General features: G+C 70.6%; 19 protein-coding genes. 7 read left to right on the top strand and 12 right to left on the bottom strand.

The window, feature by feature from the left end; genetic code table 11:
• Positions 1–26: 26 nt before the first annotated feature.
• From ACWEVP_RS22580 to ACWEVP_RS22550, 7 genes are all read right to left on the bottom strand, one after another.
• Positions 27–1,229: an OmpA family protein gene (locus ACWEVP_RS22580; protein WP_452064535.1), complete on the bottom strand. Its 1,203-nt coding sequence runs from the start codon at positions 1,227–1,229 to the stop codon at positions 27–29.
• Between the two features lie 6 nt (positions 1,230–1,235).
• Complete coding sequence (locus ACWEVP_RS22575) at positions 1,236–1,877, bottom strand: hypothetical protein (protein WP_452064534.1); 642 nt, start codon at positions 1,875–1,877, stop codon at positions 1,236–1,238.
• Between the two features lie 201 nt (positions 1,878–2,078).
• The gene (locus ACWEVP_RS22570; protein ID WP_452064533.1) at positions 2,079–2,924 is read right to left on the bottom strand and encodes a hypothetical protein; all 846 of its coding nucleotides are present in this window, start codon (positions 2,922–2,924) and stop codon (positions 2,079–2,081) included.
• Positions 2,921–3,433, bottom strand: a complete 513-nt coding sequence (locus ACWEVP_RS22565; RefSeq protein ID WP_452064532.1) for a hypothetical protein — start codon at positions 3,431–3,433, stop codon at positions 2,921–2,923. The genes ACWEVP_RS22570 and ACWEVP_RS22565 overlap by 4 nt, the downstream gene beginning before the upstream one ends.
• Before the next feature lie 37 nt (positions 3,434–3,470).
• Positions 3,471–4,202 carry a hypothetical protein gene (locus ACWEVP_RS22560; protein WP_452064531.1) on the bottom strand — a complete coding sequence of 244 codons (732 nt, stop codon included), beginning with the start codon at positions 4,200–4,202 and terminating at the stop codon, positions 3,471–3,473.
• Positions 4,203–4,340: 138 nt separating this feature from the next.
• Positions 4,341–4,682, bottom strand: coding sequence for a hypothetical protein (locus ACWEVP_RS22555; RefSeq protein WP_452064530.1), 342 nt, complete (start codon positions 4,680–4,682; stop codon positions 4,341–4,343).
• The gene (locus tag ACWEVP_RS22550) at positions 4,679–5,281 is read right to left on the bottom strand and encodes a toll/interleukin-1 receptor domain-containing protein (protein ID WP_452064529.1); all 603 of its coding nucleotides are present in this window, start codon (positions 5,279–5,281) and stop codon (positions 4,679–4,681) included. The genes ACWEVP_RS22555 and ACWEVP_RS22550 overlap by 4 nt, the downstream gene beginning before the upstream one ends.
• Positions 5,282–5,665: 384 nt before the next feature.
• Here ACWEVP_RS22550 and ACWEVP_RS22545 point away from each other — a divergent pair, with 384 nt between their 5' ends.
• Positions 5,666–6,232 carry an NUDIX domain-containing protein gene (locus tag ACWEVP_RS22545; protein WP_452064528.1) on the top strand — a complete coding sequence of 189 codons (567 nt, stop codon included), beginning with the start codon at positions 5,666–5,668 and terminating at the stop codon, positions 6,230–6,232.
• 437 nt (positions 6,233–6,669) lie between these two features.
• Entirely contained in the window at positions 6,670–7,980 is a 1,311-nt protein-coding gene (locus ACWEVP_RS22540; protein ID WP_452064527.1) for a helix-turn-helix domain-containing protein, read from the top strand.
• Here ACWEVP_RS22540 and ACWEVP_RS22535 read toward each other — a convergent pair.
• Complete coding sequence (locus ACWEVP_RS22535; RefSeq protein ID WP_452064526.1) at positions 7,977–10,946, bottom strand: tetratricopeptide repeat protein; 2,970 nt, start codon at positions 10,944–10,946, stop codon at positions 7,977–7,979. The genes ACWEVP_RS22540 and ACWEVP_RS22535 overlap by 4 nt on opposite strands.
• Before the next feature lie 278 nt (positions 10,947–11,224).
• Between ACWEVP_RS22535 and ACWEVP_RS22530 the strand changes: the two genes are divergently transcribed.
• The 3 genes from ACWEVP_RS22530 (at position 11,225) to ACWEVP_RS22520 (ending at position 14,058) form a co-directional block, all read left to right on the top strand.
• Positions 11,225–11,878, top strand: a complete 654-nt coding sequence (locus tag ACWEVP_RS22530; protein WP_452064525.1) for a vWA domain-containing protein — start codon at positions 11,225–11,227, stop codon at positions 11,876–11,878.
• 216 nt (positions 11,879–12,094) lie between these two features.
• Entirely contained in the window at positions 12,095–13,588 is a 1,494-nt protein-coding gene (miaB, locus tag ACWEVP_RS22525) for a tRNA (N6-isopentenyl adenosine(37)-C2)-methylthiotransferase MiaB (protein WP_452064524.1), read from the top strand.
• On the top strand, positions 13,585–14,058 hold the full coding sequence (locus ACWEVP_RS22520) for an Rv2732c family membrane protein (protein WP_452064523.1): 474 nt from the start codon (positions 13,585–13,587) through the stop codon (positions 14,056–14,058). The genes miaB and ACWEVP_RS22520 overlap by 4 nt, the downstream gene beginning before the upstream one ends.
• Before the next feature lie 4 nt (positions 14,059–14,062).
• Here the strand turns inward: ACWEVP_RS22520 and ACWEVP_RS22515 are convergent, their stop codons facing one another.
• Both ACWEVP_RS22515 and ACWEVP_RS22510 read right to left on the bottom strand, forming a co-directional pair.
• Entirely contained in the window at positions 14,063–14,515 is a 453-nt protein-coding gene (locus ACWEVP_RS22515; RefSeq protein ID WP_452064522.1) for a hypothetical protein, read from the bottom strand.
• Positions 14,516–14,925: 410 nt separating this feature from the next.
• Positions 14,926–16,239, bottom strand: coding sequence for a DUF349 domain-containing protein (locus tag ACWEVP_RS22510; RefSeq protein WP_452064521.1), 1,314 nt, complete (start codon positions 16,237–16,239; stop codon positions 14,926–14,928).
• A 219-nt stretch (positions 16,240–16,458) separates the two neighbouring features.
• Between ACWEVP_RS22510 and miaA the strand changes: the two genes are divergently transcribed.
• Together miaA and dapF are read left to right on the top strand one after the other, a co-directional pair.
• Positions 16,459–17,370 (top strand): tRNA (adenosine(37)-N6)-dimethylallyltransferase MiaA, encoded by a 912-nt coding sequence (gene miaA, locus ACWEVP_RS22505; protein ID WP_452064520.1) that lies wholly within the window; start codon positions 16,459–16,461, stop codon positions 17,368–17,370.
• 9 nt (positions 17,371–17,379) lie between these two features.
• Entirely contained in the window at positions 17,380–18,207 is an 828-nt protein-coding gene (gene dapF / locus ACWEVP_RS22500) for a diaminopimelate epimerase (RefSeq protein ID WP_452064519.1), read from the top strand.
• A gap of 5 nt (positions 18,208–18,212) precedes the next feature.
• On the opposite strand, the gene ACWEVP_RS22495 is transcribed toward dapF, so the two are convergent.
• Complete coding sequence (locus ACWEVP_RS22495) at positions 18,213–19,163, bottom strand: hypothetical protein (protein WP_452064518.1); 951 nt, start codon at positions 19,161–19,163, stop codon at positions 18,213–18,215.
• Positions 19,164–19,234: 71 nt separating this feature from the next.
• On the bottom strand, positions 19,235–21,754 hold the full coding sequence (valS, locus tag ACWEVP_RS22490; RefSeq protein WP_452064517.1) for a valine--tRNA ligase: 2,520 nt from the start codon (positions 21,752–21,754) through the stop codon (positions 19,235–19,237).
• Positions 21,755–21,760 lie beyond the last annotated feature (6 nt).

The raw sequence follows: 21,760 nt of genomic DNA, 5'->3' as shown, positions 1-21,760 counted from the left end.
CTCCTGTTCGATTCCGGGATGGCGGCTCATCGGCTCGTCACCTCGACGATCACCGTCCGGTTGCGCGCGGCGGCCGCGGGAATCAGCGAGCCGTCCGCGTTGTGGTCGGGCACGTAGCCGTCGAAGTAGCTGCCGACGCCGGCCGTGGTGATCTGCTCGCGCTTGGCCCCTCCCTGCACGAGGAGCCCGGCCACCGCGTTCGCCCGCGCGTCGGCCAGGGCGATCTGGCCCGCCCGATCGCCGGTGCGGGCGGTCGTGCCGGTCAGCCGCACGCCGCGGCTACCCCGGGCGGCGAGCCAGCGGGCGACCGGCGCGATCACCTCACCCGCCGCCGCTGCGTCGCGGAAGTCCGCGCGGTCCGGCTGGAAGCCGACCTTCCCGTCGTCGGGCAGCACCAGCTTGGTGAACTGATCCGGATCGAGGTTGTCGGGCAGCGGGACGGGGACCACCCCGACCGGCGGCACGCCGGCTGGGGCCGCTCCGCCGTGGGGCTCTGGCAGAACGTCGACGCAGTCGGCTTTTCCGGCTTTGGCGATCGCCTTGTACAGCTCGGTCAGCTGGTTGTGCCGAGCCGTGTCGAGCGGGGCTTGCGGTGCCGCCGTGTCGGCGATACCGGCGAGCAGGACCGTCTTGTGCCGCAGGTCCGGCACCGCGTCGCCCAGCGCGCTCGCGACCTCGCCGGGGTCGGCGTCAAGCAGGCCAGGCTGGCGGAAGTCCAGGGGTGGCACGGTCTGCAGGCCGGAGTCGACGAGCACGACCGTGCCCGCGCCTTCCCCGGTCGCATGGGCGGCGACGCCGAGGGCGCCGAGCACGTCCGCTTCGGCAACCTTGGCCCGCACCGAAGCCACGGCGGTGGCGAACTCGCGGATGAACCGGGCCTGGTCGTCTTCGAGAGCCGCAGTGTTGTTGGCGTCGGAATAGAACTGCGCGGACGTCGTGACCTCAGGCCGTCCGTCGACGGTCACCACCGAGACCTTGGGACCCGGCGTGTGGTCTCGCGCGGCCGTGACCGCCGCCTGGACGATCAGGCCGACCTGGTCCGGCAGAACCGGCTGAGGGCTGCCGGCCCGGCCACCGGCCGCGACGGCGAACGGTCCGGTGGCCTGGCACTTCCCGATTCGCGCGGCCGTGGGTGCCGCTGCGTCCGATTCGGCGTCGCACGCGGCCAGGGCGGGCAGCAGCACCACCGCGGCGAGCAGGACGTGGGGGAGACGGAGAGATCTGAACAAGGTTCCTCACAACTTTCGGATGTCCGGTCGGGTGGCGCCGTGCCCGAGGGCCGCCAAGCCGTGGCGGTCCCCGGGCCCGAACGACCCGGTGGTGGGGCTGGGGTGCATGACGGCGCCGGACCGCAGTGCGTGCCCGAGTCCCAAGGCATGGCCCAGTTGGTGGCGCAGGTTCGCGGCGGCCGGGCCACCGCCCAGCACGCAAAGTCCACGGTCGAGGTGCGCGTCGCCGTGGGCCGCGCTGAGCTCGCAGCAGTTCTCACCGGCGGCCGCGGGCCGGACGACGATGTCGCCCGGCGCCACCTCCTCAGCGCGCGCCGCCGGCGGGTGCGCGGCAGCCGTCCGCAGATCGAGCCCGGTCAGCAGGCTCAGCTCGGCGACGACCTCCTCGAGGTCGGCCGGCGGCGTCCACCCCGCGGACTCGGCCGGCCGGATGGTGACGGAGAGTCCCGGACACCAGCGGATCGGGTGTCGTCCGCGGCACCGGGTGAAGGTGAAGTCGACACCGTGGGCCAGGGGCGGCGGTCCAGCGGCCCACCGGGTCGGGGGCAGGGGCACCGGGGGTGCCGGTGTGCCGGCCGCGCGCAGGACGACGTCCGGGTACCGGCCCAGCGGTCCGATCGACGTCCGGCCGCTTCGGCGGGATCGCATGTGTTCGCTCCGTTCAGTTCCAGGTCCAGTGCCGCCGGCAGGCCGGGCAGACGAGCCCCGACATGCACTCCTGGCAGAGCCGCCCCGGGTCGTAGGCTCCCGAGCAGGCCCCGCAGACATCGAGCTCTTGACGACAGTGCGGGCAGCGGGGCTTGGGCGGCTCCGCGGCTTCCTGGCCGAGGAACCGCTGGTACCAGCGGTTCATCCGGCCCGCCGGATTTCCTCGTCACCGTCTTCTTCGGGCTCCGCGGCCGGACTGGACGAGGGCAGCGGCACCGGGCCGGTCTCCGTCACGCCGGTTTTCGCCGGGTCCTGCATGTGCACCGCCATCAAGTGCCTCGCGTAGTTGGCGAGTTCGGCACCGAGCGCCTGGCGCTCGCGGATCGCGGCCGTCATCCGCTCGTCCTCACGGTCGAACTCCCCGACGCACTGGTCGACGACGGAGTCCGCACGGACCTTCAGCGCGTCGAGCCGGGCGACCTCGGCGCTCTGCTGCGCCGTCTGCTTGACGAAGCGGCGGTGGGCGAAGTAGACGGGGTTGTAGAGACGTTCGGCTTCGAAAGCCGTGCACAGCCCGCTGACGAGGTACAGGGCGAAGAAGAACCATGCGGCGTAGTGGCCGCGCTCGACCTTGGCCGCGTCCGGTCCGGCTCCCGCGCCGAAGCCGAGCGCGGATCCGGTCAGCTCGGCGCTGTGCCAGCGGACCACCAGGAGTACGACGCCCAGGGCCAGCCAAGCGATCGTGAGGACCACGATCGCCGGGACGACCCCGGTACGGCCGTGGCGCAGCCCGGCGAGCGCCACCCCGGCGGTGGCGGCGGCCATCAGCGCCAGCGCGGTCGCGCCCAGCGCCATCAGCCAGGAGAAGACCTCGGCTTCGTTGAGCAGCAGATCGAGCACCGCCTTGAACGCGGCGGTGTCGGTCAGCGCGCCGACGAGAATGAGCAGACCGGCGGCCAAGAGACCGAGTGAGCCGCGGCCCGCGAGAAGCTCCGGGGCCGCCCACCCGGCGGGCTTCTTCCGCCGGCCGGCGAAGATCCGGTTCATCGCTCGCCCTCCTCGTCGTCGCGCACGGGCACCGGCCGTTCCGGGCCGGCGCCCGGCGAGCGGCCGGCGAGCTCGGCGCGGCACTGTTCGCCGGCTTCGTTCAGGCGCTCGAGCTCCTCGGTCGCGTGACTCGCCTGCAGCTCCAGCTCGCGGCGGTACTGCGTCGCCTGACCGAGGTGCAGCGCCAGCACGGTCTGGTGGTCGAGGTACTCGGTGCGCACGGACTCGACCCACGCGGCCACCCACGATTCGACGACCAGGTCGAGCGCCGCGCCAGTGCCCTCGTCGACCGCGTCGCCCAGCTGTTCCACCAGCTGGCGCACGCGCTGGCGGCAGGTTCCCCGATCCGGCGCGGGCGGCATGTCGAACGGCACCGCACGCCACCGGTCGATCTCGGTCAGCTGCAGGAATGGACCGGGCTTGTCGTCAGGGCCGGCCCGGTCGGGCATGACGTCCTGCCAGGTGGGCTCGGCCGGTTCGGGTCTTCCACGGCGGTGGCGGCGGAACATGGCGAATCCTTTGTGATCGTGGTGGTCGGTCGGTGGGTCAGTGCTGTGCGGCAGGCTCGGGCGGCACGGGCACGACGAGCGTTTCGGGCTCGTGAACCCAGGCCGGCAATTGAGGCCGGGCCAGCTCGAGCAGCGGGATGAGCGCGCCGCCATCGGGGTGCCGGCGGACGAGGTGGCGTTCGTAGGTGCGGCACCGCCGCTGGGCGTGTTCGTGGTGAAGCTGGATCCGCGCCAGGGTCAGCCTCTTCCTGGCGACGATCCCTCCTTGCAGCCGGGCCAGCTCGACGTGGAGTGTGCGGGCCTGTTCGACCGCGCGCTCCGCGTCCTGCACCAGCGGACTGCGGCGCCGGTTGTGCTCGCGCTGGCGCCGGGTCCGGACCAGTTGTTCGTCCACGCCGGATTCGACCGCGTTCCGCCGGGTCAGCTCCTCTTCCGGTGGCACCACCGGCGTCGCGGCCAGCCGCGCGCGGGCGTCGGCGACCTTCTCTTCGGCACTGGTGATCTCACCCTCGAGCTCTTCCCGGCGCCGGACGAGCGGGTGGATCTCCTCCTCCTGGCGGAGCAGTTCACGTGCGGCGAACACGTTGAGGTGATGCTGACGCACGCCGTGGTAGGGCGTCGCGGCGAACTCGTCGTTCACCGGCAGCGCGGGAAACCCCGATTTGCCGTCCTGCCGCCCGGCTCGGCGGTCGGCCAGCCGGGCCACCGGTCCGTAGCGAAGTGCCTTCCGGCGTAGCTTGTCGGCTTCTCGGTCCGGGTTCTTCGACATCGCGCCTCCTGGCGGAAGGGCGTGCGACGCGTGCCGCACGGCTGAGACTCGTTACGCCGAGCTTCTCTCGGCTCCTTGGAACGGCGGTGGATCACTCGTGGACCACTGTGTCCACTGTGGACCTCGGTTGCGCTGGACTCAGCGGGCTCTGAACCAGCGCCGGACCAGGCTTCCGGTGAGACCCAGCAGGACAAAGAAGATCACTGCCCGGACGAGGTCGCCGTGGTCGTCGGCTTTTCCGGTGTACGCCGCCGCTCCGTAGCTGAAGAAGACGATGTCCACGAGCGCGATCCCCAGCACCCAGCGTCCGGCGTAGGAGCGGGCTCGCGAGACCTGCTGATACGTTCGGCGGTCGCTCCGGTCGAGGTAGTCCCCGTTGTGGATCGTCTGCCCGCCCTGCGAGATGTAGTTGGTGCCGCCCTCGGTGTGGTTGAACTGCCGGCCGTGCGGGCCGTTTCCGTGATCGGGCGGGAACGTCATCGCCGGCCTCCTTCGGTACCGTGGTTGTTGACCGTCTGCGTGCCCTGGCTGATGTAGGTGATGCCGCCACCGGACACCGATGTGTACTGGTTTTGCCGGCCGGCCGGTGTCGGCCGATCGGGACCACCGTCGGAGACTGCGCCCGGGGCTTCCGTGAGTTCGTCGATCAGTCCACGGAGGTCGGTGGTGAAGCTCCGGTCGCGAAGCCGCCGGTAGGTCGAGCTGGACAGTGCGCGGACGTCGGGGGGCAGCTCGGCCGCGGCGGGCAACCGCGTGTCGTCGAGAAGCACCGGAACTACCGGGACAGCGCGTTCGAAAGCCGTGCGCAGCTCGGACCGGACCCAGTCCCGCGGATCCGCGAGCCGCGATCCTCCGTCGTCGTCACGAGCATCCAGCCAATGAGGACCGATGAGCGCCACTACGAGGTCGGCTACGGAAACCGCGTCCCGAATGGACGCCGGATACAGTTCTCCGGGGCGAAGCGAGTCTCGGTCGCGAAATACGCTTTGCCAGCCGGATCGCTTCGCGAGTCCGGCAGCGATCTCCCGTGCCACGTGCGCGCTGTCCTCGTGGCGGTAGCTGATGAATGTGCGGCGCATCGATCATTTCTCCTTCTGTGGCGCCGGACCGAGCCAAATCCGACGCACAGGGGTTGTCCATGGCGACCGGCGCCGACCGACAATGGATTTCGAAGCGGAACTCGTACTCGCCTCAGCGAATTCGACGCTCTATGGATCGACCTCGAGTGCATCCTCGTTACGGCGTTTTGGAACTGTTACTTCGGTGAAGAATGACCGTCACCAGTCGGTACTTCGGCTCTTCGTGCCGCAGGCGGTGATCATGTCGGTGGCTCCGTCCTCGGGCTCGCTACCGGGTACGCGGAGACGGCGTTCACCCGTTTGCGAAGATGATGAGGGGTGTCGTTGGACCGGGCGTGGATCGGACGTGTATCGCTCGGCGAGACGTTGTGATTGACTCGGGAAGTGATCGACGACGGCCCGGAGTCCCAACCGCGCAGCTGGTCGCGGGTGCACTCCGCCAGTGTGTTCTCTTCGCCGTGGTTCGATGTCAGAAAGGATGCGGCCGTACGGCCTGACGGTTCTACGGGCCGGTACGACCACGTCGTTTCCAGTGGGTCCGTCACGGCGGTGGCGCTGGCGGAGGACGGCCGCGTGGCCGTCACGAGGCAATGGATCTACACCCACGGTGAGACCCAGTGGCGATTGCCTGCCGGCCGGATCGACCCCGCCGACTCCGACCCGCGCGCCGCAGCCGCCAGGGAGCTGCGGGAGGAGACCGGGATTTCCGCCGAGAGCTGGCGTCATCTGGGCACGGTGAACTGCGCGGACTCCTTCACCAACCATCGTGACCACGCCTTCCTGGCGACGGGGTTGGACCGCGGGGCCGCCCGGCTGGAGCCCGGCGAAGCCGACCTGCGGGTGTACCTGCTGCCTTTCGAAGAGGCGTTGTCACTGGTCATCGACGGCTTGATGCCCCACGCCGGCAGTTCGTTCGCCTTGCTCATGGTGCGCGCGCTGGGTGTGCGATGAGCGAGTTGACCGTTTCCTGAAACGCAGGGGACAGGCAACCCGTTGTAGACCCGAACCACTCGGATGAATCCTCGGAACAAGCGCGATCGCGCTCTCCGATAATCAATTCCGAGGAGTTGTCATGTCTGTTTCGCAGTCGTTTCGTGTCCTTGTCAAGACCGCTGCCGCGGTGGTCGCGCTGACCGCGCTCGCCGTTCCGGGGTTCGGAGTCGCTGCCCCGCTCGCGGACGACGGGTCCCCCGTGGCTCCGGTCGTCACTTCGCCGCCCTCGGCCGCTCCCAACGGGCATTCGTGGATTGACTGAACGGTGCGGACGGCTGCCCGGCTCGTCTCGTGGGTTTCCGGCGGAGAGCCGCGCAGCCGTCTGACGCATTGCCTTCGCTTGACGACGATGCTGTACTGCCGCAAGGTGAACCTCGCGAGACGGGGAGGTTGGCGTGGTCGAGTCGTTCGGACGGGATTTGCGGGAACTCCGACAGGGGCGAGGTCTTTCGCTGGAAAAGCTCGCCCGCAAGGTCAATTACAGCAAGAGCTACCTCAGCAAGATCGAGAACGGTTTGAGCGCGCCGACGGCCGATGTCGCGAAAAGGTGTGACAGCGCGCTCGAGACGGGTGGCAAGCTCGCCGCGATGATCATGTCCGCGAGGCCGGAGCTTCGACCCGAGACCGAAGCCGAATCCGAAGCCGGCTACGACGGATCGACCGAGGAAGTTTGGGTGATGGTGATGGATGCCGAAGGGACGTCCGGATTCCACCGCCTCCCGCGGCGGCAGGTCCTCGCCGGATTCGGTATCGCGGTGGGATACGCGCTGACCGGCGGCGCCCGATCGGTGGTGGACCCCACGACGATCGCAGGTCTGCGCGGCGCGTTCGACCACTACCGCAGGCTTGGCACCACGAGCCGTCCGGGCATCGTTCTGCCACAGGTCGTCGCCCACGTGCACACGGTGCGTGCCCTCGCGGGCGGTGCGGTCGCGCCCGAAGTGCGCGACGAATTGCTCATCCACGCTTCGCGCGCCGCGGAGTACGCGGGCTGGATGAGCCAAGAAGCCGGAGACGACCGGGCCGCCGCCTGGTGGACCGCGAAGGCGGTGGACTTCGCGGCTTCCGGCGGGGATCGCCACCTGGGCAGTTACGCGCTGGTCCGGCAGGCGGAACTCGCGCTGTACAAGCAGGATTCACTCAGCACTGTCGAATTGGCTTTGCGTGCTCAGGCGGATCGGTCGGCCGGTTCGCGGATCCTCGGACTCGCGGCCCGGTGTGAAGCGCAGGGCCACGCGCTGGCCGGTGCTCCCGACGACTACCTACGCGCACTGGAACGCGCGAGGATGCATCTGTCCGAAGGTACGCCGTCCCCGGCGCCGGGCCCGGTGCTCGGTTCCGCCAGCGTTGTCGACGAAGTCGCGCTGGCCGAGGGCTGGTCGCTCTACGACCTCGGCCGCCCCGCCGAAGCCGCGGAGATCTTGGACCGGGAGCTGCCCGGTATCGCCGCGGACGCGCGGAGGGCCCGCGCCCGCTTCGGGGCGCGTCGCGCGTTGGCGCACGCCGCCAACGGTGAGATCGAGCACGCCTGCTCGCTCGCCCGCGAAGTACTCGCGAACGCGGCGCACGTCGACTCCGCCACCGTGCGGATCGATCTCCGTCAGCTTTCGCGCACGCTCGCACGGTGGCACAACCACTGGGCGGTGCGCGAGCTGCTGCCCGAACTGGCTGTCGCGCTGAAGGTCGACAGCGTCCGGCCCACCTAGCCCGTCGCGGTGCATCCGCACCGGTACCCGGCCACTTCGGCTCGAACTTCGTCCGCCTCCGCCCACGCGAGTCCGTCGAAAGCCGCGAGCGCGGCGCGCCAGTGCCCGGCGGCAGCGGCGTGTTCGCCGGTCCGGTGCAGCACCCGTGCGGCGCCGCGATGGGCGTGAGCCTGCTTGCCCCGGTCACCGGTTCCGCGGGCGAGGTCCAGTGCCGCGAGGCAGGACGTGAGGCTCTGGCCGCACTCCCCGCGGACCAGCTGGGTCGCCGCCCGATCCAAGTAGAGCTGGATGCGAAGGCCGGGCTCCGCGACGGTGTCGGCCACGGCACGCGCGAGTTCGTGGTGGCGGATGGCGTCATCGAGCCGTCGTTCGAGGCGGTGCACCACACCGATGTTGCTGAGCGCGTAGGCCTGGCAGCTGCGGTCGCCCACCTCCTCGGCCAGCGCCCGGGCTTCTTCGTGGTTCGCCAGTGCGTCGGCGTGGCGGCCCAGCCGTCGCCGCACCACGCCCAGGTTGTCCAAGGTATGGGCGAGGCCTTGGGTGTGGTCCAGCCTGCGCAGCAGGGCCGCGGCCGCGATCAGCCGTACCTCGGCGAGCTCGAGATCGCCCCGCAGCTCGTGGAGCTGCCCGATGTTGCTGAGCACGTGGGCTTGTCCGCGGAGGTTCCCGATGTGCTCGTACTTCGTCAGCGCAGACTCGTAGTGAGTGATCGCCGAAGCGTTGTCGCCCCGGTCCGCGTGCACGGTCGCGATGGCGCACAGCGCGCCGGCCTGGCCGAGCTCCTCGCCCAGTTCGGTCGAGAGCCGCAAGGCTTCGGTGGCCAATTCGAGCGAGGGCGCGGCCCGGCCGGCTGTCCGATGGGCACCGGCCAGCCGCAGCAGGACGTAGGCGAGTCCCGGCCGGCTCGCCGGCTCGGTCTCGAGGACCTTCCGGGCGAGCTCGAGCGTCTCGGTCCATTCCTCGAGGAGCCCGCCCGCGTAGTAGTAGCGCCACAAGAGCACGGCCAGCTGCCAGGTGTGCTCGAGGTGGTCGTGCCGCGCCGCGTACCTGATCGCCGCGAGCAGGTTCAGTCGTTCTTGCGACAACCAGGTCAGGGCCGTCCGGTTGTCGCCGAAGCGCACCGCGGAAGCACAGTCACGGCGGATGGCGGGCTGCCGGTCCTGGTCAAACGGGTAGGCGGCACGCATCGCGTTGGCGGTCGAGACCAGGTAGAAGTCGAGAAGGGGTTCGAGCCGGTCGGTGTCCGCGTTCGCCGGCGTGTGGAGGCCGCCCGCGTATTCCTTGAGCGGATCGAGGATCCGGTACCGCCCCTGCACGGGCTCCTCCAGCAGGCTCGCACCCAGCAGGCCGTCCAGCAGTTCTTGTGCCTGCGAGAGGCCGGTCCCCACGAGCGCGGCCGCGGCGGGCACGGTCAAGTCGTGCCCCGGCAATCGCCCGAACAGGCGGAACAGCCGTCGTTCGAGCTCGTCGAGCTGTCCGTAGGACACCGCGCAGGCGCCGGCGGCTCGCCCGGCCAACCCGGGTGCGTCCCGCCACGGTCCCGACTCGTCGACCAGCGCTGTCAGGTCGGCGAGCGACCATGAGCTGTGCAACCGCAACTGTGCGGCCAGCATCTTGATGGGGAGGGGGACGTATCCGCACCGTGCCACGAGGCTGTCGACGAGCGCCGGCTCACTCCGGACCCGATCGACGCCGATCAGCCCGTGGAACAGCTCGATGGCCGCTTCCGGACGCAGCGGCCCCAGCTGGATTTCGTCGGCGATGTCCACACCTCCGGTTCGCCTGCTGGTGATCAGCGCGGCACATCCGGGTTCGGCCGGCAGGAGCTGCTGCGTCTGCTCTTCGCCCGCTGCGTTGTCCAGTACGACGAGCGTGCGCGTTCCCGCCAATGCGGCCTGGTAACAGGCGATGCGCTGGCTGATCGTCGGTGGGTGCTGTTCCGGTGGCATTCCGAGCGCCGTCAGAAGACTGGCCAGAGCGTCCTCGGTCGTCACCGGCGCGACGCCCGGGGTGAAGCCGTCGAGCTGAATCAGCACCTGGCCGTCGGGAAAGCGTTCCCGCAGAAGGTAGGCCGCCTGAACGGCGAGAGCGGTCTTGCCGATCCCCGGCATCCCGCTGATCCACAGCGTCGCCGATCGCTGAGCGGCGGCCGCGACGAGTATCCGCGACTCGATCGTCGCCAGTTCGTCCCCTCGGCCCCCGAAGCGGGGAGGTCGGCCGGGCAGCAGCACACGCCGGCCGGTCAGCTGAGCCAGCTTCGCCAGCCGCCGCAGCTCGATCGGCACGTCCATGCCGTAGTCGTTCAGCGCCGTCCGCGTGTCGTGGTAGACGTTCATGGCCTGCACGCGGTCGCCGTTGGCGACCAACGCTCGCACCAGCAGTCCGGCGAGCCGATGCCGCGTCGGTTCGGCGCTCACCACTTGCCGCAGCCGGTCGCGGACCCACCGGTGGTTCCCCTCGGCTAGTTCCAGCTCGGAGAGGTCCCCCAGGACATCGAAGTACGCCTCTTCGGGGGAAAACAGATCGGTCGAGCCGACGCGTTCGCGGTCGAGGTCCTCCAGGTATCGGCCGTGCCACAGCCCGGCGGCCTCGCGCAGCAAGGCGAGCCGCTGCGCGCGATCGGAGCAGTTCTGCGCCCGGTCGCGAAGGGTGAGGAAGCGAACGAGATCGATCCGCTCGGGCGCGATCCGAAGGATGTATCCCGTAGCGACGCGTTCGATCACCGGGCGATCGGCCGGCTCGGATCTTTCGAGGATCTTCCGCAGGCGCGCGACGTAGCCGGGCACCAGATTCGTCTTCGGCTTGTCCACTCCGTTCCAGACGATCTCGGTGAGCCGCTCGGCCGATACCGGCCGGTTCGCGTGCAGGACGAGGACGGCGAGGATGTACCGCTGCTGCAGGTCACCGAGCTCGACGGGATGGCCGTTCGTTCGCAGTTCGAACGGACCCAACAGGAGTACTTCCATGCCGCCTCCTCCGACGCGGTGTCACGACACTCTCAGTGAAACCGATCCCTGCGGGGCGCGAAAACACGTTGGGGTGGCGGTCCACTTTTCGTCAACTTTCCGTCCTTTCGTGTCCTGAACCGGCGTTCGAAGTCCATGAGCGGTCCATGCCTCGTCCAAGCCGGGATGTGAGACTTTCCGAAGAGTCCGCGGGTACTGCGAGGTGCGGTCCTGCGTAGCGGCGAGCGAGTCCCGCGATCACGGCGAACCACCGCCTTCCCCGACCCCTGGAGAACCCGATGCCCGATCGAGTCCTGCCCTTCTACGTGGTCTGCGACGAGTCCTACTCGATGGCAGATCATCTGGACCTGCTGAACGACTGTCTCGACGACGTGTACCGGGTCGTCCGCACGGATCCGGCTCTGGCCGGTCGGGCGCGGTTGGGGATGATCGGCTTCTCTCGTGAAGCCCGCGTCGTCGCCCCCCTCTCCTGGAGACCGGAAAGAGTCGACAAGCCGCGGCTCAGAGGCGGAGCGGAGACCAATTTCAAGGCGGTGTTCACCACTCTCCGCACAACGATCGAGCGCGATGTCGAGCGGCTTCAGACCGAATCGTGCTCGGTGTACCGACCTGCCGTGTTCTTCCTGTCCGACGGACAGCCGACCGATCACGCGGACTGGCCCGCCGCACACGCGAGACTCGTGGACGAGAGCTGGCCGGCGCGTCCGCGGATGATCGCCTTCGGCATCGGAGACGCCGACCGGACGACGATGAGCCGGATCGGCACCCATCGCGCGTACCTGAGCCGGACCGGCGTGACGCCCCGCCGCGTGATCCGCGAGTTCGCGCGGACGCTGACCAGTTCGCTGATCTTGTCCGGCGCGGCCACGGGAGAGCTGCACGTGCCGGCACAGGTAACGGGCTATACCACCTTGGAGCCGACACCGGCCTGAGCTCCGAAGCGCCAGGTTGGCACCCTGTCACTCTCGCTGTATCCGGTTGCGTACCCTCCGGAGCCACCATCGGCGATAGCGATCGGGTCGGGTTGTCCTCCGCGGGTATGCGGCCGCTGACAGGGCCGGCTGCCGGTGAGTCGTTTGCCGGGCATGCACGACCGGCTCAGCGGGCGGCGGCTTTGCCTGGTGAGGCGGGGGTTACCCTGGACTGCGATGACCGAGACACAGGCACCCAGGGCGTACCAGATCCGCACCTTCGGCTGCCAGATGAACGTACACGACTCCGAGCGCCTCGCCGGGCAGCTCGAAGACGCCGGGTACGTCCCCGTCGACCACGGGGCCAAGCCCGATCTGATCGTGTTCAACACCTGCGCCGTGCGGGAGAACGCCGACAACAAGCTCTACGGCACCCTGGGCCACCTGCGCCCGGACAAGGTCGCCAACCCCGGTCTGCAGATCGCCGTCGGCGGGTGTCTCGCGCAGAAGGACCGCGGGGAGATCGTCAAGCGGGCTCCCTGGGTCGACGTCGTCTTCGGGACGCACAACATCGGGTCGCTGCCGACGCTGCTCGAACGCGCGCGGCACAACGCCGAGGCCGAGGTCGAGATCCTCGAGTCCCTCGAGACCTTCCCCTCGACGCTGCCCGCGAAGCGCGAGTCGTCCTACGCGAGCTGGGTGTCCGTTTCCGTCGGGTGCAACAACACCTGCACTTTCTGCATCGTGCCCGCCCTGCGCGGCAAGGAGCGCGACCGGCGGCCCGGCGAGATCCTCAGCGAGGTCGAGGCGCTCGTCGCCGAGGGCGTGCTCGAAGTCACGCTGCTCGGCCAGAACGTGAACTCCTACGGCGTCGAGTTCGGCGACCGGCTCGCCTTCGGCAAGCTGCTGCGCGCGACCGGTGCCATCGACGGCCTGGAGCGCGTGCGCTTCACCTCGCCGCACCCGGCCGCGTTCACCTCCGACGTCATCGAGGCGATGGCCGAGACGCCGAACGTCTGCCACCAGCTGCACATGCCGCTGCAGTCCGGGTCGGACCGGGTGCTGCGCGAAATGAAGCGGTCCTACCGGTCGGCGCGCTTCCTGAAGATCCTCGACGAGGTGCGCGCGGCGATGCCGGACGCGGCCATCACCACCGACATCATCGTCGGGTTCCCCGGGGAGACCGAGGAGGACTTCCAGGCCACGCTGGACGTCGTCGAGCAGGCCCGCTTCTCCAGCGCCTTCACCTTCCAGTACTCGAAGCGCCCCGGGACGCCCGCCGCGACGATGGCGGACCAGCTGCCCAAGGAGGTCGTCCAGGAACGCTACGAACGCCTGGTCGAGCTGCAGAACGCCATCTCCTGGGAAGAGAACAAGAAGATCGTCGACCGCCGGGTCGAGCTGCTCGTCGCCGAGGGCGAGGGCCGCAAGGACGCCGAGACGAACCGGATGAGCGGCCGCGCCCGCGACGGCAGGCTGGTGCACTTCACGCCGACCGGCGCCCACGTCGACCGCGCGGTGCGCCCGGGCGACGTCGTCGAGACGGTCGTCACCTACGGCGCGCCGCACCACCTGGTGGCCGACGGCGACCTGCTGTCCCACCGGCGGACGCGGGCCGGCGACAACGCGGAGGCCGGGCTGAAGCCGAAGACGAGCGGCGTCACGCTGGGACTGCCGGGCTTCGGTGCCCCGGCCGCTCAGCCCGAGCCGGTGAGCGGGTGTGCGCTGTGACGGAGTCCAAGGGCAACGGCGAGCTGGCCGAGCTGGCCGCCGAGATCGACGAGGTGGGCAACCGCGCCTCGCGCACGGTCGAGCTCGGCCGGCGCGGGTTCACGATCGCCGTGTTCACGTTCGTGCTGCTGATCTGCCTGATCCTGCCGTGGGTCGGCGACAAGGCGGGCTGGCAGGTGCTGGCCGGCGAGGGCGGCGGCATCCCGCAGCTGTTCGCGGCGACGTCGACCGGCGTCGGCATCCTCGCCTCGGCGCTGGCGCTGGTGACGCGCCGGTGGTGGCTGGCCTGGGTGTGCGCCGCCGGCGGCTGGTTCGCTTCGGTGGACGGGCTGCTGGCCATCTGGTCGCAGCAGTCGTCGCACGCCAGCGGAGCCGCGGGCGGCGGACCCGGCTACGGCCTGATCATCGCCTGGATCGCGATGATCTGCCTCGCGGTGCAGTGGATGCGCACCGCGTTCTCGCGCTCCTGAGGACTCAGCCCACCCGGAGGGTGAGCGTGCTCGACGAGTACGCGGCGGCGTACAGCGTCGTTTCGGGGTGGTAGAGCCGCAGCGAGACCGTGGCGCTCAGGCTGAAGCTGAGGCTGAACGTGAAGCCCCCGTTCGGCCGGCAGGTCGTGTCGGCGAGGTTGACCCAGACACCCGCCTGCAGCTGCTGCACGATGACGGTTTCGAGCGTCTGGGTGCCGTCGGTGCGGGCCGCGTCGAGCACCTTGAGGTTGCCCTTGAGGTCGACTTTTTCGTTGACCTTGACGTGGTCCTTGCCGAGCTTGCCGTCGAGCTTCACCTTGCCCTTGCCGGCCTCGGCGGAGGCGGCGACCGGCGCGGCGACGGCCGGGGCGGCGAGAGCCGGGGCGAGCCCGGCGACAGCGATGCCGATCGCCAGCGCGGAGAGGGTCCTTCTGGCGCTGAGAAGTGTCCTGGTCATGATCGAAGTGGAGCACCGGCAGCCGCGGAGAGCTCCCCGAAACCCCCGGTCGTGGTGGCGACGGGACCGCTTCGGGTGACCCGTTAACCGTCCGATTACCCGAGGGCCGCCACGACCCCGCCCTCCCTGGCAGGGTTCCGGCAACCCGACACCACCGGCCGTGTTCCGGCTTCGGATCGGGGCGGCGGGGAAGGTCTGGATGAGGGTGCAGATCCGGCCGTCAGCCTGCCGTTCGGGCCGGTGAAACACCAGCAAAAGAGCGCTTCGACCTTGCCGGAGCCCCCGCCCTCCCTGGGGGGCCGGCCCCGCTTCCAGCGTATCGGCGCCGACCGACGAAAAAAGGGGAAACGCGGCCGAGCGGCCGGCTTGTCCACAACACCACCGTGATGTGGACAAGCCGGCCCGAAACCTCAGCGGTCGGCGACCGCCGCCTCGGCGGCCTGCAGCCACTCCCGCCACTGGGCGGCCTGCTCCTCGGCCTTCTTGGCCCGGCGCTCGTCCCCGGCGGCACGCGCCTTCGCGGCCTGCGACTCGAACTGCTCCACCCGCTCCCGGAACTGCGCGGCCCGGGCCTGCGCCTCCGGGTCCGTGCGGCGCCAGCGGGTGTCCTCCGCCGACTTCACGGCGTCCTGGACCGCCTTCAGCCGGCCGTCCAGCTCGCGGATGCGCTCGCGCGGGACCTTGCCGATCTCGTCCCACTGCTCCTGGATCTTGCGCAGCGCGCTCTTCGCCGCCTCCAGGTTGGCCGCCGCGTCGATCTTCTCGGCCTCGATCAGGAGCTCTTCCTTGCGGGCCGCGTTCTGCGTGAACTCGGCGTCGCGCTCGGAGAACACCGCGGACCGGCGGGCGAAGAACTTGTCCTGCGCCGCGCGGAACCGCTGCCACAGCGCCTCGTCGCTGTCCTTGGGCGCGCGCCCGGCGGCCTTCCACTCGGTCATCAGGTCCTTGTAGCGGCCGGCGGTCTCGCCCCAGTCCTCGGACTCGCTGATGGCCTCGGCCTCGGCGATGAGCTCTTCCTTGCGCTGCTTGGCCGACGCGCGCTGCTTGTCCAGCTCGGCGAAGTGCGACCCGCGGCGGCGGTTGAACGCCTCCCGGGCCTTGGAGAACCGCTTCCACAGCTCGTCGTCGGTCTTGCGGTCGACGCCCTTGACCGTCTTCCACTCGTCGAGGATCGCGCGCAGCCGGTCGCCCGCCGCCTTCCACTGGGTGGAGTCGGCGGCGATCTTCTCGGCCTCTTCGGCCAGCTCCTGCTTGCGGGCGACGGCGGCCGCGCGTGCCTCTTCGCGCTCCGCCTTCGCGCTGGCCAGCGCCTTCTCGGCGTGCCCGATGACGTACTCCAGCCGCGCGGCGAGCGCGGCCAGGTCGCCGACCAGCGCGGCCTCGGCCAGCCCGTCGCGGATCTGGGTGGCGCTCGACAACGCGTGCTTCGGGTCGCCGGCACCGGACCCCAGCCGGGTCTCCAGCAGCTCGACCTCGGTGCGCACGTCGTCGAAGCGGCGGGCGTAGTGCACGAGACCTTCGTCGGGGCTGCCTGCCTGCCAGACGCCGACGGCGCGTTCCCCCTCGGCGGTGATGACGTAGACGGTGCCCTCGTCGTCGATCCGGCCCCAGGTCGACGGGGTGGGTTCGGCGGGCGGCACGGGCGGGGCGGCGTGCCCGGCGTGCAGCGCGTGCGGCACCGGGTGCGGGGCCGGGGTACCGGTGGAAGTGTTCTCCTGGGCCATCGCAGGCTCCTTATCGCCTGTACGCCCGCTCGCGCGGGCGCCCCGCCGCGGAAGCGGGGCCGGGTAATGCGGTCGTCACGGGCCGTGCTCGGATGCTACGGCCTCCAGTCGGCATTCAAGCAGCTCAGCGCGCATCGTGGTACCGGATGAGCCACTCGAAGCTCGTGATCCTACTTCCGGTGGACGCTCTCGATCGGCCCGCCGGTATCGTCAGCCGCCGTGAACAGCCCCGTCGTCCCGCTCGCGGTGGTCGGGCCGACGGCCACCGGCAAGACCGCGCTCGCCGTCGAGCTGGCGCTGGAACTGGGCGGGGAAGTCGTCAACGCCGACGCCCTGCAGCTCTACCGGGGCATGGACATCGGCACCGCGAAGGCCACCGAGGCCGAGCGCCGCGGCGTCCCGCACCACCTGCTCGACGTCCTGGACGTGACCGAGACGGCGTCCGTCGCGGCCTACCAGCGGCACGCGCGCGCCGAGATCGAGCGGCTCCTGGCCGCCGGCCGGGTGCCGGTGCTGGCCGGCGGGTCCGGCCTCTACGTCCAGGCGGTGCTCGACGACCTGCGGTTCCCCGGCACCGACCCGGTCGTCCGGGCCCGGCTCGACGCGGAAGCCGAGCAGCTCGGCACGCCCGCGTTGTACACCCGGCTGGGTGAACGCGACCCGGCCGCCGCGGCCGCGATCCTGCCGACGAACACGCGCCGGATCGTGCGTGCGCTGGAGGTCATCGAGATCACCGGCGAGCCGTTCTCGGCCAACCTGCCCAAGCCGGGGCCCGCCCGCTACGGCACGGTCGTGCTCGGCGTCGACCGCGCGCCCGAGGAGCTCGACGACCGCGTGAACGAGCGCGTCCGGCGGATGTTCGAGGCCGGCTTGGTCGACGAAGTGCGAGAGCTGGAGAAGCGCGGGCTGCGCGACGGGAAGACGGCGTCGCGGGCGCTCGGCTACCAGCAGGTGCTCGCCGAACTGGACGGCGACGGCGACTTCGAGGCGGCCGCCGAGGCGACGGCGCAGGCGACGCGGCGCTTCGTCCGGAAGCAACGCTCCTGGTTCCGGCGCGACCAGCGGATCCACTGGTTCGACGGCGCCGAGCCGGGGCTGGCCGCGCGCGTCCTGGATACCCTGGGCCGGTAATCTGCCCCCATGGGCGGAATCGAGTTCCTCAAGGGGCACGGCACGCAGAACGACTTCGTGCTGCTCCCCGACCCGGCGGGCCGCCTCGAGCTGACCGAAGCCCGGGTCGCCGCGCTGTGCGACCGCCACCGCGGCCTCGGCGCCGACGGAGTGCTGCGGGTGGTCCGCGCCGCGGCGATCGACGAGCCGTCCGCGGGCGAGTGGTTCATGGACTACCGCAACGCCGACGGGTCGATCGCCGAGATGTGCGGCAACGGCACCCGCGTGTTCGCCCGCTACCTGGTCGACGCCGGCCTGGAGACCGCGGGCGAGTTCGTCATCGGCACGCGCGCGGGCGACCGCCCGCTCGTGGTGCACCCGGACCGCTCGGTGACGGTCCAGATGGGCCCGGCGACGATCACCGGCACGTCGGTGACGGTGGTGGCCGGCCGGCCGTTCTCGGGCGTCGCGGTGAACGTGGGCAACCCGCACCTGGTGTCGCTGATCGACGAGGACGTGGCGGACCTGGACCTGCGCGACCAGCCCGACTTCGACCACGACGTCTTCCCGCACGGGGTCAACCTCGAGTTCGTCAACCGCCTCGGCGAGGGCGCGCTGCGGATGCGCGTCCACGAGCGCGGGGTGGGGGAGACCCGGGCGTGCGGAACGGGCACGGTCGCCGCGGTGGCGGCGGCGTTCCACCTCGCGGGCACGGACACCGGAGCGTCCACAGTGGACATCCCGGGCGGGCGGGTGTCGGTGACGGTGTCCCGGGGCGGCTCGACGCTGTCGGGCCCGGCGGAGATCGTGGCGCGCGGCGAGATCGACGAAGCCTGGTGGGCCGCCGCCGGTTCCTGACGGCGTCAGCCGGTTTCGAGGGCGTTCAGGATCTTCCAGGTGTGCCAGTGCGAGTCGTGCTCCTGGCAGAGCAGGGAAACGGCCGTCAGCACCGCCACGAGCGCGTTGGTGCGCGTGACCTGGCCCGGCGCGGTGATGTGGTGGCTGGTCACGTGCCGGCTGAAACTCGTCGGGGCGGGCGTGCCGCTCCCCGGCGACCACGGTGTCATGGCGTTCAGCAAGGGCATCACGGTGGCCAGTTCGCGCAAGATGCCGAGCGAAGCGAAGAAGGACAACCCCGCGCTGCGGGCGCGTTCCGACAACGTCTGGACGCGGCTCAGCGCCGGGGCGTGGCTGTGCCGATCGCCGTAGACGATCGTGAACGCGGTGCGGACGAGCTCGTCGACGAGGTTCGCGGCCGCGGACTGAGCCGGTGACGGAAGATCGAGGCGAAGTGCCTGGACCGCTTCCCGGGCGACCCGGACCGACGGTGCCGCCGCGGGGACCCGGTCCAGCTCGTCCAGGCGGCTGTCGCAGTGGTCGAGGATCGGCTCGCACCGGTCGACGAGAACGTCGTGGACCGAGACCGCCTCGTCGTCGTGCGCGGCCAGGAGCAGCTTGACGGTTTCCGGGTCGGGCACCCACGCCAGGGGAACGCCGTGCGCCAGCGAGAGCCGGACGGCCGCGAAGTAGTCGACGTCGGCTTTGCCGTCGGCGACCCAGTTCGGCGGAGCGGCCCGCCGGTGGAGCTCGTCGACCCGCTTGCCCGAGGCCCTGGCCGTGCGTTCGACCCAGGGCCAGAACCCGTCGATCGCGCGTCCGATGGAGTCCGCCAGCTGCCGCGCGGGCTCGGGGGACACCTCGGCCGCAGCCGGTTGGACCAGGGGCCGGAACGGTCGCAGCAGGTCAGCGGCGGCGAACGCGAACTCGTCTCCGGTCGCCGCGGGACGCTGCCCGCCCGGCGCATCCGTACTCATGGCGAGAGATTAACGGTCCGGCCCGGCGGAATTCCCGTTTCCGCGGCAGGAATTCCGCCGGGCCCACCGGGTCAGCCGCCGATCTTCGCTTCGATCGCGAAGTCGCCTTCGCGGGTTTCGACGTCCGCGATCGCCCCGGCGACGCGGATGTCCGGCTCGATGGCCGCGAACCGGACCAGTACCTCGGCCGGTCCGGTCACGGTCAGCATTTCCACGGCCGTCCGCATCGACACCTTCGCGTCCGTCTTCGCCCGCCGCACCGCCGCGATGACCTCGCCCGCCAACGTAAGCAGTTCCGGGTCGCCTTCGACGGCCGTGGCGACGGGCCACGGCGCCCGGTGCACCGAGCCCTCCTGCCACCACGACCAGACCTCCTCGGTCGCGAACGGCAGGAACGGCGCGAACAGCCGCAGCACCGCCGACAACGCCGTCACCAGCGCCGCCTGCGCCGACGAGGCGGCCGCGGAACCCAGGTCGCCGTACGCGCGGCCCTTCACCAGCTCGACGTAGTCGTCGCAGAACGTCCAGAAAAACGTCTCCGTCACCTGCAGCGCCCGGGCGTAGTCGAGAGCCTCCAGCGCCGCGGTCGCCTGCTCGACGACGACGGCCAGCGACGCCAGCAGGGCCCGGTCCAACGGCTCGGTGGCGACCGCGTCCGGAGCGGGCACGCCGAGGCCCAGCACGAACCGGCTCGCGTTGAGCAGCTTCGTCGCCAGCCTGCGGCCGACCTTCATCTGGCCCTCGTCCACCGCCGTGTCGACGCCGGGACGCGCGCTCGCCGCCCAGTACCGCACCGCGTCCGAACCGAAGCGCTCGAGCATGTCCACCGGAGTCGTCACGTTGCCCTTGGACTTCGACATCTTCTTGCGGTCGGGGTCGAGCACCCAGCCCGCGATCGACGCCGCCCGCCACGGCAGCACACCGTGCTCCAGCTCCGCGCGCACCGCCGTCGAGAACAGCCAGGTGCGGATGATCTCGTGCGCCTGCGGCCGCAGGTCCATCGGGAACACGCGCGCGAAGAGGTCGTCGTCGAGGCTCCACCGGCCGACGATCTGCGGCGTCAGCGACGACGTCGCCCACGTGTCCATCACGTCCGGATCGGCCACGAAGCCGCCCGGAACGCCGCGCTGGTCCTCGGTGAACCCGGGCGGGACGTCGCTGCTCGGGTCGACCGGCAGGGTGTCCGGCAGCAAGCGCGCGTCGTAGTCGGGCTCGCCGTGTTCGTCGAGGCGGTACCACAGCGGGATCGGCACGCCGAAGAAGCGCTGGCGGCTGATCAGCCAGTCGCCGGCCAGGTTCTCCACCCACGACGAATAGCGCACCTTCATGTGCCTGGGCACCCAGTTCAGCTCTTCGCCGCGGGCCAGCATCTTCTCCCGGAACGCGGAGTCGTTGCCGCCGTTGCGCAGGTACCACTGCCTGCTGGCGACGATCTCCAGCGGCTTGTCGCCCTTTTCGTAGAACTTCACCGAGTGCGTGATCGGCCGCGGCTCACCCCGCAGGGCACCGGCCTCGCGCAGCAGCCGCACCAGGATTTCCCGTCCCGTGTGGACGGTCTTGCCCACCAGCGGCGCGTACGCCTCCGCGGGCACGCCCGGCGGCGCGTCGGGCAGGAACCGGCCGTCGCGGCCCAGCACCACCCGCGTCGCCAGGCGCAGCTCGCGCCACCACGTGACGTCGGTGGTGTCGCCGAAGGTGCACACCATCGCGATGCCGCGGCCCTTTTCCGGGTCCGCCAGGTGGTGCGCCACCACGGGCACCTCGACGCCGAACACCGGCGTCCGCACGGTCTTGCCGAAGAGCGGCTCGAAGCGCTCGTCGTCGGGGTGCGCCACCAGCGCGACGCACGCCGGAAGCAGCTCCGGCCGGGTCGTCGCGATCACGACGTCGGCGCCGTCCGGGCCGGTGAACGCGAGGTCGTGGAAGGCGCCAGGGCGTTCGCGGTCCTCCAGCTCGGCCTGGGCGACGGCGGTGCGGAACGACACGTCCCAGAGCGTCGGCGCTTCGGCCTGGTACGCCTCGCCGCGGTCGAGGTTGCGCAGGAACGCGCGCTGCGAGATCAGCCGCGACTCGTGCCCGATCGTCTGGTAGGTCAGCGTCCAGTCGACCGAGAGCCCGACCTGCCGCCACAGGTGCTCGAAGACCTGCTCGTCGGTCTCGGTCAGCGACTCGCACAGCTCGATGAAGTTGCGCCGCGAGATCGCGACGACGTCCTTGCCCGGCTTCTCCGGGGCGCGGAAGTCCGGGTCGTAGGGCAGCGACGGCTCGCAGCGGACGCCGAAGTGGTTCTGCACGCGGCGTTCGGTCGGCAGGCCGTTGTCGTCCCACCCCATCGGGTAGAACACCTCGAGCCCGCGCATCCGCTTGAACCGCGCGAGGACGTCGGTGTGGGTGAAGGAAAAGACGTGCCCGATGTGCAGCGACCCGCTGACCGTCGGCGGGGGAGTGTCGATCGAATAGATCTCTTCCCGGGTCTTCGTCCGGTCGAAGCGGTAGGCACCCGTGGATTCCCATACGGGTACCCACTTGGCCTCCAGACCGTCGACACCGACCTTGTCCGGGACTCGTGGGCGCTCGTGTGGGGTACTCATGAAGCA

The sequence above is a fragment of the Amycolatopsis sp. NPDC003865 genome, assembly GCF_053605345.1.
The sequence above is the reverse complement of the archived record's forward strand: the minus strand, read 5'-3'. Positions and strand labels throughout refer to the sequence as shown.

Bases quoted from the DNA above. Each gene is read 5' to 3' on its own strand.
- ACWEVP_RS22530 (WP_452064525.1), top strand. From the start codon at position 11,225: ATGCCCGATCGAGTCCTGCCCTTCTACGTGGTCTGCGACGAGTCCTAC.
- dapF (WP_452064519.1), top strand. From the start codon at position 17,380: ATGGGCGGAATCGAGTTCCTCAAGGGGCACGGCACGCAGAACGACTTC.
- ACWEVP_RS22565 (WP_452064532.1), bottom strand. From the start codon at position 3,433: ATGTTCCGCCGCCACCGCCGTGGAAGACCCGAACCGGCCGAGCCCACC.
- ACWEVP_RS22555 (WP_452064530.1), bottom strand. From the start codon at position 4,682: ATGACGTTCCCGCCCGATCACGGAAACGGCCCGCACGGCCGGCAGTTC.
- ACWEVP_RS22515 (WP_452064522.1), bottom strand. From the start codon at position 14,515: ATGACCAGGACACTTCTCAGCGCCAGAAGGACCCTCTCCGCGCTGGCG.
- ACWEVP_RS22570 (WP_452064533.1), bottom strand. From the start codon at position 2,924: ATGAACCGGATCTTCGCCGGCCGGCGGAAGAAGCCCGCCGGGTGGGCG.
- ACWEVP_RS22535 (WP_452064526.1), bottom strand. From the start codon at position 10,946: ATGGAAGTACTCCTGTTGGGTCCGTTCGAACTGCGAACGAACGGCCAT.
- ACWEVP_RS22575 (WP_452064534.1), bottom strand. From the start codon at position 1,877: ATGCGATCCCGCCGAAGCGGCCGGACGTCGATCGGACCGCTGGGCCGG.
- valS (WP_452064517.1), bottom strand. From the start codon at position 21,754: ATGAGTACCCCACACGAGCGCCCACGAGTCCCGGACAAGGTCGGTGTC.
- ACWEVP_RS22495 (WP_452064518.1), bottom strand. From the start codon at position 19,163: ATGAGTACGGATGCGCCGGGCGGGCAGCGTCCCGCGGCGACCGGAGAC.
- miaB (WP_452064524.1), top strand. From the start codon at position 12,095: ATGACCGAGACACAGGCACCCAGGGCGTACCAGATCCGCACCTTCGGC.
- ACWEVP_RS22510 (WP_452064521.1), bottom strand. From the start codon at position 16,239: ATGGCCCAGGAGAACACTTCCACCGGTACCCCGGCCCCGCACCCGGTG.
- ACWEVP_RS22550 (WP_452064529.1), bottom strand. From the start codon at position 5,281: ATGCGCCGCACATTCATCAGCTACCGCCACGAGGACAGCGCGCACGTG.
- ACWEVP_RS22560 (WP_452064531.1), bottom strand. From the start codon at position 4,202: ATGTCGAAGAACCCGGACCGAGAAGCCGACAAGCTACGCCGGAAGGCA.